Source organism: Bacillus sp. 41-22 (assembly GCF_025809295.1).
In the GTDB taxonomy this organism is placed as follows: domain Bacteria; phylum Bacillota; class Bacilli; order Bacillales; family Bacillaceae_G; genus Bacillus_A; species Bacillus_A mycoides.
The window spans coordinates 3,575,910-3,592,508 of the sequence record NZ_CP084035.1; the positions used below are offsets into that span (position 1 = coordinate 3,575,910).

18 protein-coding genes are annotated in these 16,599 nt (G+C 33.4%); 4 read left to right on the forward strand and 14 right to left on the reverse strand.

The features are described from left to right. Nucleotides 1–21 precede the first annotated feature (21 nt). From LCF45_RS18180 to LCF45_RS18195, 4 genes are read right to left on the reverse strand one after another with little or no spacing between them, the layout of a single operon-like run. Nucleotides 22–1,086 (reverse strand): undecaprenyldiphospho-muramoylpentapeptide beta-N-acetylglucosaminyltransferase, encoded by a 1,065-nt coding sequence (locus LCF45_RS18180; protein WP_002128671.1) that lies wholly within the window; start codon nucleotides 1,084–1,086, stop codon nucleotides 22–24. A 49-nt stretch (nucleotides 1,087–1,135) separates the two neighbouring features. Further along, the gene (locus LCF45_RS18185) at nucleotides 1,136–1,480 is read right to left on the reverse strand and encodes a DUF6572 domain-containing protein (protein WP_170935245.1); all 345 of its coding nucleotides are present in this window, start codon (nucleotides 1,478–1,480) and stop codon (nucleotides 1,136–1,138) included. Continuing rightward, nucleotides 1,480–2,388 carry an SDR family oxidoreductase gene (locus LCF45_RS18190; RefSeq protein WP_002128673.1) on the reverse strand — a complete coding sequence of 303 codons (909 nt, stop codon included), beginning with the start codon at nucleotides 2,386–2,388 and terminating at the stop codon, nucleotides 1,480–1,482. Before LCF45_RS18190 ends, LCF45_RS18185 begins: the two co-directional genes overlap by 1 nt. Beyond that, the gene (locus LCF45_RS18195) at nucleotides 2,385–3,371 is read right to left on the reverse strand and encodes a UDP-N-acetylglucosamine 4,6-dehydratase family protein (protein WP_002142824.1); all 987 of its coding nucleotides are present in this window, start codon (nucleotides 3,369–3,371) and stop codon (nucleotides 2,385–2,387) included. The genes LCF45_RS18190 and LCF45_RS18195 overlap by 4 nt, the downstream gene beginning before the upstream one ends. A 467-nt stretch (nucleotides 3,372–3,838) precedes the next feature. Between LCF45_RS18195 and LCF45_RS18200 the strand changes: the two genes are divergently transcribed. Continuing rightward, nucleotides 3,839–5,017, forward strand: coding sequence for a DUF2515 domain-containing protein (locus LCF45_RS18200; protein WP_002128677.1), 1,179 nt, complete (start codon nucleotides 3,839–3,841; stop codon nucleotides 5,015–5,017). Further along, nucleotides 4,992–5,393, forward strand: a complete 402-nt coding sequence (locus tag LCF45_RS18205; RefSeq protein WP_002128679.1) for a CBO0543 family protein — start codon at nucleotides 4,992–4,994, stop codon at nucleotides 5,391–5,393. Before LCF45_RS18200 ends, LCF45_RS18205 begins: the two co-directional genes overlap by 26 nt. Nucleotides 5,394–5,420: 27 nt before the next feature. On the opposite strand, the gene LCF45_RS18210 is transcribed toward LCF45_RS18205, so the two are convergent. From LCF45_RS18210 to LCF45_RS18255, 10 genes are all read right to left on the reverse strand, one after another. Then, the gene (locus LCF45_RS18210) at nucleotides 5,421–5,843 is read right to left on the reverse strand and encodes a YfmQ family protein (protein ID WP_002088014.1); all 423 of its coding nucleotides are present in this window, start codon (nucleotides 5,841–5,843) and stop codon (nucleotides 5,421–5,423) included. 65 nt (nucleotides 5,844–5,908) lie between these two features. After that, nucleotides 5,909–6,580, reverse strand: coding sequence for an LrgB family protein (locus LCF45_RS18215; protein WP_002185096.1), 672 nt, complete (start codon nucleotides 6,578–6,580; stop codon nucleotides 5,909–5,911). Between the two features lie 23 nt (nucleotides 6,581–6,603). Further along, nucleotides 6,604–6,960: a CidA/LrgA family holin-like protein gene (locus tag LCF45_RS18220; protein WP_002014630.1), complete on the reverse strand. Its 357-nt coding sequence runs from the start codon at nucleotides 6,958–6,960 to the stop codon at nucleotides 6,604–6,606. Between the two features lie 33 nt (nucleotides 6,961–6,993). Continuing rightward, a complete protein-coding gene (locus LCF45_RS18225) occupies nucleotides 6,994–8,427 on the reverse strand; it encodes a MocR-like pyridoxine biosynthesis transcription factor PdxR (RefSeq protein WP_002033714.1) in 1,434 nt (477 codons plus the stop codon). 67 nt (nucleotides 8,428–8,494) lie between these two features. Beyond that, the gene (locus LCF45_RS18230) at nucleotides 8,495–9,292 is read right to left on the reverse strand and encodes an alpha/beta fold hydrolase (RefSeq protein WP_263894891.1); all 798 of its coding nucleotides are present in this window, start codon (nucleotides 9,290–9,292) and stop codon (nucleotides 8,495–8,497) included. Beyond that, nucleotides 9,292–9,972, reverse strand: a complete 681-nt coding sequence (gene bshB2 / locus LCF45_RS18235) for a bacillithiol biosynthesis deacetylase BshB2 (protein ID WP_002167764.1) — start codon at nucleotides 9,970–9,972, stop codon at nucleotides 9,292–9,294. The genes LCF45_RS18230 and bshB2 overlap by 1 nt, the downstream gene beginning before the upstream one ends. Nucleotides 9,973–10,004: 32 nt before the next feature. Next, a complete protein-coding gene (locus tag LCF45_RS18240; RefSeq protein WP_002014626.1) occupies nucleotides 10,005–10,199 on the reverse strand; it encodes a hypothetical protein in 195 nt (64 codons plus the stop codon). A gap of 193 nt (nucleotides 10,200–10,392) precedes the next feature. Next, nucleotides 10,393–11,100 carry a GntR family transcriptional regulator gene (locus LCF45_RS18245; protein WP_002088023.1) on the reverse strand — a complete coding sequence of 236 codons (708 nt, stop codon included), beginning with the start codon at nucleotides 11,098–11,100 and terminating at the stop codon, nucleotides 10,393–10,395. Between the two features lie 30 nt (nucleotides 11,101–11,130). Further along, entirely contained in the window at nucleotides 11,131–12,540 is a 1,410-nt protein-coding gene (locus tag LCF45_RS18250; protein ID WP_002167763.1) for a glycoside hydrolase family 1 protein, read from the reverse strand. 205 nt (nucleotides 12,541–12,745) lie between these two features. Continuing rightward, nucleotides 12,746–13,735 (reverse strand): phosphatidylinositol-specific phospholipase C, encoded by a 990-nt coding sequence (locus LCF45_RS18255; protein WP_002128693.1) that lies wholly within the window; start codon nucleotides 13,733–13,735, stop codon nucleotides 12,746–12,748. Nucleotides 13,736–14,116: 381 nt separating this feature from the next. Between LCF45_RS18255 and LCF45_RS18260 the strand changes: the two genes are divergently transcribed. Then, nucleotides 14,117–14,914, forward strand: coding sequence for a cell wall hydrolase (locus tag LCF45_RS18260; RefSeq protein WP_002167762.1), 798 nt, complete (start codon nucleotides 14,117–14,119; stop codon nucleotides 14,912–14,914). A gap of 302 nt (nucleotides 14,915–15,216) precedes the next feature. Next, nucleotides 15,217–16,554 carry an NAD(P)/FAD-dependent oxidoreductase gene (locus LCF45_RS18265; RefSeq protein WP_033731171.1) on the forward strand — a complete coding sequence of 446 codons (1,338 nt, stop codon included), beginning with the start codon at nucleotides 15,217–15,219 and terminating at the stop codon, nucleotides 16,552–16,554. Nucleotides 16,555–16,599 lie beyond the last annotated feature (45 nt).

Here is a 16,599-nt window from a genome sequence, read left to right on the forward strand (position 1 = left end):
ATAATTTCTTTCCTTTTTTTATTATTTAACTACTTCATTTATTAAATCTATTAATTGATGAATTCCCTCCTCATTTGTTTTCTTAAATCCATTCATGTTTTGAATATATCTCTCCTTATTTACATACAACTTATTTACCACATCTGTAAATGTACTGGTGCTTATTCTATCTTGAAGTAATACTTCCGCATACCCTTGCCTAGAAAAATAGTCAGCATTTAAAACTTGATCCCCTCTACTGGAACCATTAGTTAACGGAATAAGCAACATCGGTTTCTTCAAAAATAACAATTCAGAAATAGCAGTAGAACCCGCTCTGGAAACTACAACACTTGCCATATTCAGTATATGTGGCAACTCTTCTCCTATATATTCAAATTGCATATAACCTTCCATTCCGATAGAAGGATCCACCTTCCCTTTACCACACATATGAACAATATTAAAACTTAATAATAATGTATCTAAACTTTTCCTTACCATATCATTTATCCACTTAGCACCTTGACTCCCACCCATTATTAACAATACTGGCTTATCTTGCTGAAATTCACAATACCTTCTTCCTCGTAATACGTTACCTCTCTCAATTTCTTCCCTTACAATTGGTCCTACATAAACCTTTTTCTCATTACTTACATTCTTCCCTGTATGAGGAAATGTTGTGCATAGTTTTGTAGCAAAAGGTAATGCTATTTTATTTGCAAGTCCTAACGTGCTATCTGGTTCACGTATTACGATAGGTACACTATTTAACCATGCCCCTACAACTACAGGAACTGAAACAAATCCTCCTGCAGAAAAGATAACGTCAGGCTTTATTTTCTTAATTAATTTATAACTTTGTAAGCAGCCTTTTATAATTTTAAAAGGATCTTTAAAGTTCTCCCAATCCCAATATCTCCGGAGCTTCCCCGTTGAAATACTATTGTACTTAACATTTTGAACTAATAATTTTTCAATTCCATTTTGAGATCCAATATACTCAACTCCCCATCCTTTTTCTATAAATTTAGGAATCAATACCATATTAATCATTACGTGTCCGGCTGTACCGCCCCCAGTAAAGAGAATCGTTTTATTCATAGCTTATATCCCACCTTTATCATTAAAAGTCTAGCTTTATAGTAATCTTTCAAATGTACATTAACTTACTATGATTTATATAAATCTTTAACTCCAGACCTATGTCTTGCAAAAGATCTTTGATGAGTTCATAAAAATCATTTCCATACTCACTACATTCATACTGAGTAAAGACTTGGATTACAGGCCTAGTTCCTGTATATATTGTTTTGGGGTTTCGATTAACCTTTTCCACATATGCTCGACATGTATTTATCGCCTCATAGATGCGCAAAACGTGTTCTTCTTCATCTTTCCAATCCAGCGTATCAACAATCGAAAGCGATAGCATATTTTGATTATTTATAGTCTCATAACAATTCATATATTTCTTACATCCTTTTATATTTTTCATTAAATGCAGATGTCACTACACTTCGCATACTCAAGTACATCTTTTAATGATTGCTGAAATGGGATTTCTGGAACCCAACCTAACTTTTTTATATCCTCTAATACTAAACTTTCATTTGAGCCGCTCTCACTATTCTCTGTTTCTTTTATAGTAAAATTCAACTGTGTTAATCCTTTATATTGTTCCAATACATCTAATAAAGAGCGTTTTACTCCTGATCCAATATTATATTGTTTTCCATTTATACCATCACGTAATAACACATGATACGCTTTAACTGCATCACGTACATCTAGAAAGTCTCTACTATCTTTCAAACTGTTTACTTCAATAATCGCTTTACTTCTACCTGATTCTATATCTATCATTTTTTTTGCGAGAATTGAACAAACACCATTCGATACTCCTGGACCAATTAAATTTGAGGGCTTTGCAATGATAATATTTGAATCCATTAATCCGCCCCAAGCCTCCGCAATAATGACTTGCATAGTTTTACTTAAACTATATGGATTTGAAACTTTTATGTTTTTCATACTATCTGCTTGCAATGCAGATCCTATAACTAATGTTTTACAATGCGAGGCTTCCTGCTTAATGGCTTCTAATAAATATAAAGTCCCTATTACGTTAATCTCTATATATTCCAGAGAAGCTGTCCAAGACTCATTAACTGAGTTTCTTCCTGCTAAATGCAATACATAGTCTGGTTTTATTTGTTTAATTACCTTCATTACTTCACTCTTATTTGTTAAATCACAAGTAATACCATTTTCGATTTTTTCTCTATGTGAACGATTTTGAAACATAGGAATTACATGAAAGCCCTGCTCTAAAAAATATTGGCAAGCATGACGTCCTGTGAAGCCATTTGCACCAGTTATTAAAAGGCTCGCATTTCTTTTCATCGTAAAAACCCTCCTTTTTCTAACATTTGTTTCACCTCATGTTTTGTAAGTAAGTCTTGTTGAGAACTAAAACTCTTCACATCCACAAGCGGATAACTAGCATAATATTCTTGAAGTCCTTCTATAGGAATAGTCGGTAGTACCACAAAATAATTTTGATCAAAACTAATACTTGTTTTACTCTCTACCTCAGATAAAAGCATTTCACTTAATTTTTCACCAGGTCTTATCCCTACCTCTTTTATCTTCACGTTTTCTTTTTTTGAATCTTCAATCAATATTCTTGCTAAATCCGTTATTTTACATGCTGGCATTTTCATAACAAAGATTTCTCCTCCTCTTCCTTCAGATGCTGCTTTAAATAACAATCCAACAGCATCTTCAATGGTTAAGAAAAATCTAGTCATATTTGCATCGGTAATCCCTACTTTTGAAGATTGCTTAATTTGCTTTTTAAAAAGCGGTACCACACTTCCACTCGTTCCTAAAACATTTCCGCCACGAACACAAATGAATTTTGTTTTCTTCGTTTGCACATTCGCATGAACCATTAATTTTTCACCAATTGCTTTTGTCATCCCATACGTATTTGATGGATCGGCCGCTTTATCAGTTGAAACATATATAACTTTCTCAACTTGATTCTGGATAGATGCTTCAATTACATTTTGCGTACCATGTATATTTGTTTTTATAGCTTCATAAGGATAATATTCACATACTGGAACATGCTTTAAAGCTGCAAGATGAAATACATAATGTACACCTTGGCAAGCATATACTAGTTGCTCTTTATCACGAATATCTCCAATAATAAATTTCAATCTCTCTTCATTTATAAACTGTTGCTGCATTTCAAACTGAACCGTTTCATTCCTTGAAAAAACTCTAATTTCTTTCGGTGATTTTTCTAATAGTTGTTTTATAAGTTCATGTCCCCACGAACCTGTACCACCAGTAATTAAAATTATTTTATTAAGCATTCCTTTTCCTCCTACCATATATTTCAATTCAAATTGTATTTATTAAGGTTATTGAATTATTTTCAATTGATTCAAATCATAATCGTCGTTTGTTACATTTAATTGACAAAATAAAAAAACAGAAACTATTTTTTAATAGTTTCTGTTTTTCATTTCACTTCTTAGCAATTAGATTTTCTTTATACTGTTTGAATGATAACTATATTACTGGTTTAAAAAACACCGCTCATTTATTTCTTATGCTCGTAATAAAATAAAGTGAAACTTTAATTAGTGGGGATTTTGTCCATCCCCGACTGATTATTAGTTGAATCAGTCGGGCTTTTACGAGCAGCCCCACCCTCACCTAACTTCTTTGCTTTAGCCGACTTTAGAGATGGGAGTCTTACTGCTCGTTAATAGCGAGATAAATGGAATGATTCATAACCAATACCACATTTAAACTCATAGAAAAGGGAGGTAATGGAATGTACCAAAGCAATTCAAACAATACATCTAAAGAATTCTCAAAAGCACTCCCTCTCTCCCTATTCGACGTGAAAAACGAGTTACAACAAAAAAGCGATCTCATCTCTTCTGTTACCATATATAAATTAACGAAAGAAGAGCAACTTATCATCGATAAAATTAAAGCTCAGACAAAAGAACTAAATAAAAATAACGTCACAAGAACACGTGCATACTACCAATTTTACATTCAATATCCAGAAATACATTGGGCACTACTTGGGCATATCGTATCACGTAACGGTGGCTGGAATATGACAGATTTAAAGGGAGATTTATATACGAGGCTTTTATCCGAGAAAGATCAAATTACATTTTTCTCTTTTTTAGAAAGAGGAAATTGGCTCATTTTCCAAGATGTATATCCTCAATTTTTACTATATGAGCAAAGTGTAAAAAAATCAAAAAAGCTATTTCACCTTCTCACTCACTTAAATGTTTCTACATTTATGGAAACAATGTGGAACGATTTTTGGAAAACAGGTAACAAAAAAACATTAGCGATCGCAACTATTATTAATGAACAAAACTACTTAGAAAAAAGAGTTATTCAAAATGCACACTTTAAAAAGACTGTATTAAATAGTATTGGATTTAAACTCTTTGATTTTTTTCAGTTTAATCATATCCTTTTCCCATTTTACGAAAATGATAAAAAGCAAAAAGTATTACTATTTGGTGATACAATGAAACATTTCACTTCTTTGCATGAACGAATTTCACTTGGAAAACGGTTGTATTCATTGTTATTTCGGGATACACATATTTTATCTCAAATAATAAACTGGGTCCATCACCATCCACATACAGGCTCAAGAAAAGATTACTGGCCTCATTTATTTTCTAGTGTAAATGAATCTTTTTCACGTGAGTTTTATAAACGCCGAATAAAGAAATGCCAGTTACGTAGTGACGCGTATCGTATATACAGCCCTGCACTCATCTATGCATGGCGGGATATGAAACATGAAGAAGTTGAAAATGAAGATTGGTTTAACGATTGGCAAGTTGTAAATTATTTAGTTGATAAGGAGGAAAATATAAATGGAAAAATTACAGAAGACTACTGCAAAACACTCGAAAAAATTGAACTCGCAATTCTCGCAAAGAAAAATGTCCTCCTTCGAGAAGAAGAATGATTTTTTAGCATTATTAGTTACAGTCTTACTTTCTTCTATTATTGGAACTTGCTTAGATGCTTTCTTTGTGCATACACAAATATATTCCTTTCCAGTTAGACCTTTCTCATCTATATTTTCAGTTAACATAGGCTTTACGTTGTTTGTGCTACCAATTTTAACAATCATTTTCATACAAATTTCAAAAACATTATCTGCAGTTTCTAGAACTATATTTATTATTTTAATAGGGCTTTGTGCTAGTATTTTTGAACAAGTTGCTGAGCGGTTAGGTTTATTTGTACATAACGGGAATTGGCATCATGCTTATTCTTTATTTGGATATATCATTTTCTTTTCTCTTATTTGGAAATTATATACTTGGATGCAAAAATAAAGAGACCGTTATAATAACGGTCTCTCCTTAAGCATAATCTTCAGTCACTGCTACTGAACGACTTTGAAGGCTTTTTGATCGCAAACGATATGCAACTACTTTCTTCTTATATTGCTTTACTACATCAACGTGTTCCTCGTAGCTATATATAGAAAATCTAATCTCTCTTTTTCCTTTCTTCGTCTCCATGACTATCGGTGTACCATTCCCTTGCGGCGGAAAATAATGTTTATCTAAAAATAAAGCCTCGTTAAATTCATGAATAACTTGAAGTTTCATTTCTCCTTCTATACTTTCCCCATCTACCGTTACAGTAGTATTTTCCTCATCAAGTTTTTGGTGTAACTCAAATCTACTAATAATTGATTCTACAACAGAAGTTGGCATACTAGAAACTAGTACTTTAAGAGCACCAAAAATAAATAATGTAACTATAAACCATGTTGTCATTTTAATCATCTCCATTACGCTCTAAAATGAGTAGTGTTATGCTCCTTATTACGATTCATTAATTTTCAAAATAAAAATTTCACTCCATAAGGTACTAATATACTAATAAGTATCCCTGTTACAATCATCGTTACCGAACCGATAGTTGCCTCTTTCTCTCCTTCTTTCACTAGACGGCTCACACCAATAATATGTGATGCACAGCCCATCCCCACTCCTTTTCCAATCGTACTTGTTATTCGGAAAAATTTAAGTACTGTCGGTCCGATAATAGCACCTGTTATTCCTGCAACAACTACAAAACTAGAAGTCATAGATGGAATGCCACCAATTTGATCCGCTAATGAAATGGCAATAGGCATTGTCGCTAATTGTGGTAAAGTTGTTAATATAAGTTCCTTATCTATATTTAAAATTCCACCAATCACTACATTCATACTCGTTAAAGCCACTATACCTATCACTACGCCGATTAGTATCGCTAAAAAGTTTTTCATAAGTATCTCTCGCTCTTTAAATAGAGGTATGGCTAACGCTACAATTGCAGGACTCAAAAAACCTGAAAGAATGTCTCCCCCATTTTCCTTATACTCATGATGAGAAATACCAAATATCAAAAATAAGCAAATCATAATTGCTGTAACTGTTAATACCGGTAACGTAAATGGAGACGTAAATTTTTTATATAACTTTGTCGCCAATAAATAAATTACTACAGTAATAATAATTAAGACCATTTGAATCGTGCACCTTGTCGATTTTATTTTTTTGATGTTACTAATAATTGACTTACATACCCTGAAACAATCAATGTTACTACCGTACTTGCAACTACTAAAAGGAATATAACACTCCCCTTACTTAAAAGAAAAGATCCATATTCCATTAATCCTGTTGTCGAAGGAATTAGAAATAACGGTAAAAATACTATTAACTTTTCTGCCCCTACCTCAAACCACTTTAATGGAAAAATACGAGTAGAAAGGAGTAGAAACAATATTAACATCCCTATTAAACTTCCTGGCATCGACAGATGGAATACTCCTTGAATCCACGTACCAGCTAAGCTAAACACATATAGCACGCCTACTTGAAGTAAAAGCGTCACGTACTTCATTTCTTTCCCTCATTTCCATATTACGCTTCACTATTATGAAATCTCATTTAATGTTTCCGCAAACCTTGTAACTCCAAGCTGAATTTGTTCTACATTCGCTCTGCCAAAAGTAAATCGGACATATTCACTTTTCGAACCTAGGACGCTTCCTGGGACAAATGCTACACCATTTTGTATAGATTCACCTAGTAAATGATATTCATCAAACGTTCCTTGCACTTTGCACCATAAATGTATTCCGCCCTCAGGAACAAAAAATTCAATCTGATCCCCTAATATTTCTTCAAGCTTTCTAATTAACTCATCTCTTCTTTGTTTCAGTTGTCCACGAAGCAACGTAATATGCGTATGAAAATCCTCAGATTCTAAAAATTGGTTCGCTACCCACTGTGTAAATACACTATGACCGAAATCAACTTGCTGCTTCGCATCTGCCAATCTCTCAATTACGCGCGTGGGGCCAATTACCCAACCAATACGTAATCCTGATGCAACAATTTTTGATAATGAGCTCACATAAAGAACATTCCCATTTTGATCCATTGATTTCAATGTTGGATTCACTTCTCCATTAAAAGAAGTCAAACTATACGGATCATCTTCTACAATCGGTATACCAAATTCAGAAGATAGTTCTAAAACCTTTTTACGTCTTGCCAATGAAAGTACCGTTCCAGTTGGATTTTGATAATCCGGATTTAAAAACACCATACGAATGCGATGCTTTTTGTGCAAATCGATTAAGTCATCTGGATTCATACCATGCTGATCAACTGGTAAACGGAATATTTTTAAACCTGCTGATTTAAACATCGGAAGTGAATAACAATAGGAGGGATCCTCAATTGCAATCGCATCTCCAGGCTTTAACAAACATTGAACGATAAGATTAAGTGCTTGCTGAGCTCCAGATGTAATAAGAATAGAGCTTGAATCTGCTTCTATTTGTTTATATTGCTCGACATGTGCCGCAATGGTTTTTCGCAACATTTCATTTCCAAGCGGATGGTCATAACCGAGATTTCCCATAAATGTTTTCTCCGACAAAATTGTTCGAAATCTATCACTCGGAATTAAATCTGATGACAATTCACCACTCGCTAAATTGATTAAATCATCTTTTTGTGTTTCCGTTCGAATTTGTTGAACAAGTGGTACATTAGGTAAGAACGATCCATCCTCAACGTACCTACCCCAGTTCGGTATTCGTTTATGTGACACACCCCATATATCTGTATTCACCCGAGTGCCGCTTCCTTTTTTCCGTTCTACTACCCCAAGTGATTTCAATTCCTCATAAGCAGCTACGACCGTACTCCGGTTCACTTGTAAATTCTGTGCTAACATACGCTCGGAAGGTAATTTTCTATCAGAAGGGAATTCACCGGTAGAAATGCCTCTTTCAATGTAATCAGCAATTTGTTTATAAACTGGTATCTTATCTTCACGATTCGGTTGCCATTCCATTTAGTTCCCTCCTCTCCAAGCTGGTGCCCTGAACTCATTAATAACAGTATTCACTGCAAAAATGGTATTAATCAAGCGCATGATTTAAAAATGCCTCTACCGTCACATTAAAGCTAGTAGGCTGTTCTAAATAAGGCAAGTGCCCACTATTTCTCAACTCAACGAAGGTCACGTTTCTCAGGTGTTTTTCAAAAACTCTCACATATTTTTCCGGAACAAAATAATCATTCTCTCCTCGTATTATTAATGCAGGACATGCAATGTTAGAGAGGTATGGTCTTTGATCGTAATCAACTAATTCAGCGAATAGCCTTTGAATATGCGTCGGATGAATCATTTGTAGGGATTGATGAAATCCTCGGACAATTGCATCATTATCTTCTACTCCCATTGCTCTCAATAACGTATCAGCCCAAGTTTTCCCTTTATCCTGCAAGCTAAGTAAATCATATACTTCAAGTCGTTCTTTACGATCTGCCGGTTCTAAATAGGGAAATGCATTTACAACAATTAAGCTAGAAATAAAACGTGGATATTGAATAGCAAAATCGATACCCACTCTAGCTCCTTTTGAAAGACCACAAATTGTTACTGATTTTAGCTTTAAATGATTACATAACTCATATAAAACATCTGAATATTCTTTAAAACTAATTTCCATCCCTTCGGATTTCCCATGCCCAGGTAAATCGAGTGAGATTACGGTCCATGTCTTCTTGAAGTATTTTCTTTGATATAACCAATTATTCGAATTTCCTCCAAGACCGTGTAAAAACAATATGACAGGACCCGATCCTTCTATATTGTAAAAAATCTTTCGATTCTTATATTCAAAATACATATTCATCACCTTCAGATGTAGCATCACATATTTTTATCTTTGAATGAATATATCCAAAACGGTTCTCTTTCTAACCACTCAACTGTGCCTGAAATACCGTCTTCATACTCCCTTTCCAGCTCATCCACTTTAGTTGTAAATTGTGATGCATGTGCTCGTAATGCTTCCAATTTTTTCGAAACATATTTTTTCACTTCATTTTTAAAATCTGGAGGTCCTATTTCGTCTTCATGATTTTTCGAAAAAGCTACAGCATAAAAGGCTGGTCGTTTACTTTCCGAAATATTAGCTAAGACCTCTACTACTGCTTCCCCTGTTGCATCGTGATCCGGATGAACTGCATACCCAGGATAGAAAGAAATAACTACAGAAGGATTCAATTCTTCAATACAGTTTTGAATCAAGCTTCTTAATTTTCCAGGCTCTTCAAATTCAAGAGTTTTATCACGATATCCCATCATACGTAAATCTTCAATCCCTAAAATATTTGTAGCTCGCTTTAACTCTTTCTCTCTAATTGTATATAAAGATTCACGAGTTGCAAAAGGTGGATTCCCCATCGCTCTCCCCATTTCACCAAGTGTTAAGCAAACATAGGTAAGAGGGACTTTCTGCTCCGTATAAGCCAAAATTGTGCCAGCCACACAATACGACTCATCATCTGGATGCGGGAAAACAACTAAAACATGGCGCTCATTTTTCATCAATGCATTAACTCCTTCATCATATACACACTCTATAAAATAACGACCGCATACCAAGTAACTCCCACAAGAAGCCCTAAAAGAAGAATGATATAGATAGCAGATAAGTTTTTTACATTCCTCTTTGTAGACTTACCGTAATTCTCTTCTACATTTCGTGCGACTAGTACGGTCCCAAATAGTGATACAACTACAATAATAACAACTAGTGAAATCGCAAAACTCATTGTCTTCCACCTCTCTAAGGCCAGTCTATTTTAAAGCATGAATAAAATACTACCTTTCTTCTCTTATCATAATAGAAGTTTGTAAAAAACGGACCAACCACTTTTGTGTTTTTTTGCTCATCCACTTTAAAAATAAAAAGCAACTGCTCACTTAGGACCAGTTGCTTTTTTACAAGGCTACTTATATTCATTTTCAATTAAAATTAATTCGATTTAAAAGTTTGGTCTTTTCATAATGAAACATTGATTGAGATAGCTCAAAAATTGTTCCATTTACAAGATAAACTGTATTTTCAATAAGAAGCGCTGGATCACCTTCATTTAGTTCTAAAAGCTTTGCATTTTCTTTATTTATTTTTTCACAACTAATAACTTTATCGGCAAAGCCAATATTTAATCGTAAATCCTCAATGAAATAACTGTATACAGAACTTAATGCTATTTCTTCATTCAAATAAGGAATGATATCTTTTTTGAAATAACTTACTTCAATAGAGAATGGTTTCCCATCTACAATTCTTACGCGCTTCAAGAAATATAACCTAGTTCCAATCTCGCATTGCATCCGTTCTACTATCTCTTCATTTGCCTCTATTACTTCAATCTCTAGCACTTTCGTTTCAATATTTTGTGAAACGAGATTTTTCGTTAATCCACGTAAACTTCCTAAATTAATGTAATCTGTTACAGAAGTTTCACGTAAAAACATACCACTACCTTGCACTTGAAAAATATAACCTCTATTCACAAGCTGACTAATTACTTTACGTATCGTATTACGGCTTACTTCAAATCGATTCATCAACGCTTCTTCTGTAGGTAATTTTTTCGTTTCATTAAAAAGCCCATCTCGAATGTTTTGCTCTAACACATCTGCAATTTGTTTATACTTTGCACTCATACACTTTCTCCTAAAATACTCTTTTATCTGTTATAACTCTTCTCCTCTCGTTTCGATCACATGTTTATACCAATGAAACGAAAGTTTCTTCTTACGTTTTAAGTTATCATTATGATCGACAAAAATAAAGCCATATTGCTTTTTATATCCATTTAACCAACTTAATAAATCAATAACTGACCATGCATAATAACCTTTTAAATTAATTCCCTCTTGAATTGCACGCTTCATTACTTTTAAATGCTCTTCAATAAATTTAATTCGCGGAACATCTACAATTTCTCCGTCAATGATTGGATCTTCATCACCAAGTCCATTTTCCGTTACATACATCTTTATGTCACCGTAACGCGCTTTCAACATATGCAATCCATCTAAGAAACCTTCGGGAGATATTTCCCACCCCCATTTGGTATATGTTTTATCATCCATTTTTACTGTTCGATAAAAACCATCGAAAGAAGGATTACCTGGAGCAAGTGTTGAGTTTTCTCGAGAATGCTCCTCGCTCTTTATATCCATATCATATCTTTCTACTCGTATTGGCTGATAATAATTCAAGCCAATAAAATCATTTTTTTCAGCATTTTGTTTAATGATTTCTAATTCTTCAACCGTCCAATTAGGAGTCCACCCATTTTCCTTTAATTGTTGTACAACATAAGACGGATACTCACCTTTTAAAACTGAATCGTAGTACCAGTACGTTTCATATTCATTCGCATGATTTGCTGCTAGTATATTTTCTTTTTGATCATCCACACTATAAGCAGGTAAGAAAACATGTGTAATCCCAATCTCCCCATACTGTTTCAGCTGCTTGTACACCGCAACTGTTTTCGCATGCGCATAAAATACATAATGAGTCGCTTGAAAATACTTTGGAACATCATTTTGTATTCCTGGTGGATGTGCACCTTTTAAATAGCCTAATCCACAAAACATTACTGTTTCATTAAAAGTAATCCAATGTTTCACTCTATCACCAAATGCCTTAAAGCAAATTTCTGCATACTTTACAAAAGCCTCTGCTGTTCGTTTATTCGTCCACCCACCATCTTTTTCTAACGGTAATGGTAGATCCCAATGATATAAAGTGGCAAACGGTACAATCCCGTACTTTAAACATTCATCAATTAAATTGTTATAAAATTCAATTCCTTTTTCATTTACCTCTCCATCTCCAGTCGGCAATATTCTCGCCCAAGAAATCGAAAAACGATACGATTCCAATCCCATCTCAGCCATTAAACGAACATCTTCCTTATATCGATGATAATGATCAACCGCTATATCACCATTTGTTCCATCGTATGTTTTGCCAGGAATTTTTGAAAACTCATCCCAATTCGTAACACCTTTTCCATCCTCATTCCATGCACCTTCTACTTGATAAGAAGCTGAAGCAGCCCCGAATAAAAAATCATGTGGAAACTTCATAATATATACCTCCGTTTCATTACAATAAATCAAATTCATTACTACATATAAAATTTATAGGTACAAATTTTATATGTAGTAATTATAGCTTAAGTTTCGATTTTTTTCTATCATGAACGTACGATATGTAAAGCTATATTTGATGTTAATTTTTAGAAAACAAAAAAGAAGCGATGTATTTCATCGCTTCTTACTATGACAATCTTTACTCTTTTACAAGTGACTTATTCGCTCTTATAACTTCTTCATAAAGTATTGGGGACCATTTTTCATTTATATAATCTTGAATTACCCAGCCCACTCTCGTAGGATTCTTTTGCTTCATATAGTTTGCAATTTCAGGATTTATGTAGGACGCATAATAATATGGACTATTCCATGCTGTACCACCAGAAGACAAGCTTGTAAAATTAATATATAGATGATTACAATCTTCACTGTTGTTAATCGTTTCATTTATCGTATCTTTAATAGATTTTACTTTCTCATCATAACTCACTTTATATTTATCTTGTACTGTTACATTTACATTTTGATTTACAGTTGTCGTAAACGTCTCATTATCTGGCCAATAAAAATTATTATATCCTCCAGATTCATTACTACCACTGTATCTTTTTAGTAGCACAATTTTTCCTCGAGCATCTCCAAGTCTTATATTCCCTTCTGTTTTTAAAAAGATAGGATCAGGAAAATATTTTTTTTCAAACGTACTACTAAATGAATCTTCTGCCCCTTTCATATCCTCATACTCTTTTTTTAAAGACATAATAATCGTTTCACTTGGATTATCTTTTAAAAATTGTTTCGCTTCATTTATAAATTCATGCAATGTTACATAAAGATATAATGGCCCATGATGAAGAACTATCGTATTATCATCTGTTAAACGCCCTCTAATATCAAAAATTCTAGCTCCGTGATCCATTTGGTAACGAAAATTATATTCTTGCGTCATTCCCCATACTTGCTTTATCGGATTTTGCAACTTGAACGTTCCACTATCATGTGTTCCTGGAATTGAAATTCGTGCTAACGGTACGTTATCGGGTATAGGTTGCATCCATTTTGACCAGTTTTCAAGCCCATTACCAGCGCTAGCAGCAACTGCTTGCTTATCATTGAAAGCAAATACAAATGTGCTAAGTATAGTACTACATATGAATAATTTCAAAATAAACTTCTTATTGCTCATTTTTATCCCTCTCTTTTTCTGTTTTATATCAAACTTATTGAATATAATATAAGCTACTTAATAAATAATGTTTCATAAATATGGAATATTGCATAGAAGTAAAATTTAAAAACATCCACATATTCTCATCTCAATGCATTAAAAAAATTTAATATCCCTTTTCACTAGATAAATTATAGTAAGCAACAACTCGAACTTCAATGGGCTTTCATATGCAATATTTCATATTTGGGTCCTACATGATATAAATAAAAAACTTATAATGATTATTTATTCTATACGTGCTAATATACTTATATTAAAATATAAATACATATCTTATATACTCTGAACTACATTACTCAACAGTTAAAACTTAATTTTTTATTGGGAGGATTTACAATGCAATTATTAAAAATAAAACATATAATTCCTTTATCTGCGGCAGCAATTACATTCGTATGTAATCAAGGTGTAGCTGAGGCTTCCACCATTCATACAGTAAAAAAGAATGATACACTTTGGGGTATCAGTAAACAATATGGAGTTTCAATACAATCTATTAAACAAGCAAATAATAAAGGAAAAGATCAAACTTTTATTGGTGAACAGTTACATATTCCAGGATCCATGAAATCAAATGAGGTCACTGTTCACCAAAACGACAAACCTAAGAACATCTCTGGACAAATTATTTATCAAGTACAGCCGGGAGATTCATTAGAAATTATAGCAAAGCGTTACAATGTTACCGTTCAATCTATAAAACAAATTAACAATACAGTCGGAAACAAGCTTTATACAGGACAACATTTAAAAATCAATTCAAGTATTTCAGAAAAAGAAAAAGACTTAATGGCACGCTTAGTTACTGCTGAGGCAGGTGGCGAATCATATAAAGGAAAAGTAGCGGTGGCGAAAGTTATCTTGAATCGTGTAAATGCAAATGGTTTTCCAAATACAATAACAGGTGTTATTTATGAACCTATTAAACGCGGATATGCATTTACTCCTGTTACCGATGGTAGAATTAATCAGCCTGCCAGCGCAGAAGCAAAAATGGCAGTAGAAGAGGCTATCTCTACAAATGGAATACATTCTGATTGGCTTTATTTTTATAATCCAAAAACTTCAACAAACAAATGGATTACGACACGTCAAACAGTAGCGGTAATCGGTAACCACGTCTTCGCTAAATAAAACTATAATTCTCTTCAAATTTATGCACTTAACAACTATTTCCAATGATTAGCAGACCTCTTTACTTAAAAGGTCTGTTTTTTTATATGTAAGATTTTATTAATCATATGACATAGTGATCATTTAAATCTATTTCTTCTTTCAAATAAAAACATTTGTATTTACTCCACCACTCAGAGAAATTAAAAAAGCATCAAGTTCAAAAACTCCCTCTTTATTAATAAAAGCTATTTCTTAACTTCATAAAAGTGTTATACACTAAGAAAATAAAAAACAAACTATTCGTTAGCAGGTGAAAGAATATGTATGATGTTACAATTATCGGAGCTGGAGTAAGTAGCATCTTTATGGCTTATTCATTAGCCCAAAGTAACAAAAAGATTTTAATTCTTGATAAAGGTAAAGCGCTAAAAGATCGCCATTGTCCTTTAGACCAAGGAAAAGTGTGTAATTGTACTACATGTGATAAATATTTCGGATTTGGTGGTTTAGGAAAATCTGAAGGGAAATTTAATTATACAAATGGATTTGGTGGCGAACTTGAGCAAAAAGTAGGTAAAAAAGCTTTTATACAACTCATGGCTGAAGTAGATAAAATTCTATGTCAGTTTGGCGGAAGTTCGGTTTCAAAGTATTCTACAGAAAATCTAAATCTCACTAAGAGAGCTGAAGCGTGTGGTTTACAAATGCTCACAACAGAAGTAAGGCATCTTGGCACTACACTTTCAAGTAACATTTTTCAGCAGCTCTATGAATTTTTACTTAACAAAATAGATATCCGATTTCATATAGATGTACAACATGTCGTTAAGCAGCAAGACCATTTTAAAATATCTACAAATCAAGGAACTGTCCATTCTAAGCAATTAGTATTTGCAACTGGGCGTTCTGGAACGGATTGGTTAAAAGAAATGTGCTCTTCCCTTGAAATTGCACAGGAACAAACCCGTATAGATTTAGGTATTAGGGTAGAGATGAAAGAACATCAATTACGTTCTATATTAAAAGATACATTTGAGACGAAACTTTCTTATCAGCATGAACATTTCACGGCTACTACTTACTGTATGAATCCAAAAGGACGCATTATTCGAAAGTATGAAGAAGGTTTAGTTATGCCTGACGGTCAAAATTTTCGAGAGCAAGGAACTGGCACTTCTAACTTAAATTTCACTTTATTTATCCCGCGCTATTTTCCAACTCTCAAAGAAGCAAATGTATACGCAAGTTCAATTATTAAAAGCATTAACCAAGGACGAGATCGGATTGTTATACAGCGTTTAGAGGACTTAATAAAGAAACAACCTACAGCCGAGAACAACATGAAACATAATCGTATACAGCCTACACTACACGGAGATTATGGAGATTTGAATGAAGAAATTCCTCCATTATATATTGAAGGACTCAAAAAATTTTTATTACGTTTAGAACAATTTATCCAAGAACCTATCGATAAAGATACTTTATTATATGGAATTGATGGAAAGTTCTATGCTCCTACAATAAAAATCAATAACCATTTTGAAACAAGTATGGATGGGCTATTTTTAATTGGAGATTGTTCAGGCGTCACTCATTCATTATCTCAAGCAGCTGCAAGTGGTCTGCATGTTGGAAAATATTTATCAGACATTTAAATACTCTAATTAAATGGAAAGGGAGCAACTAATTGCTATTGCTCC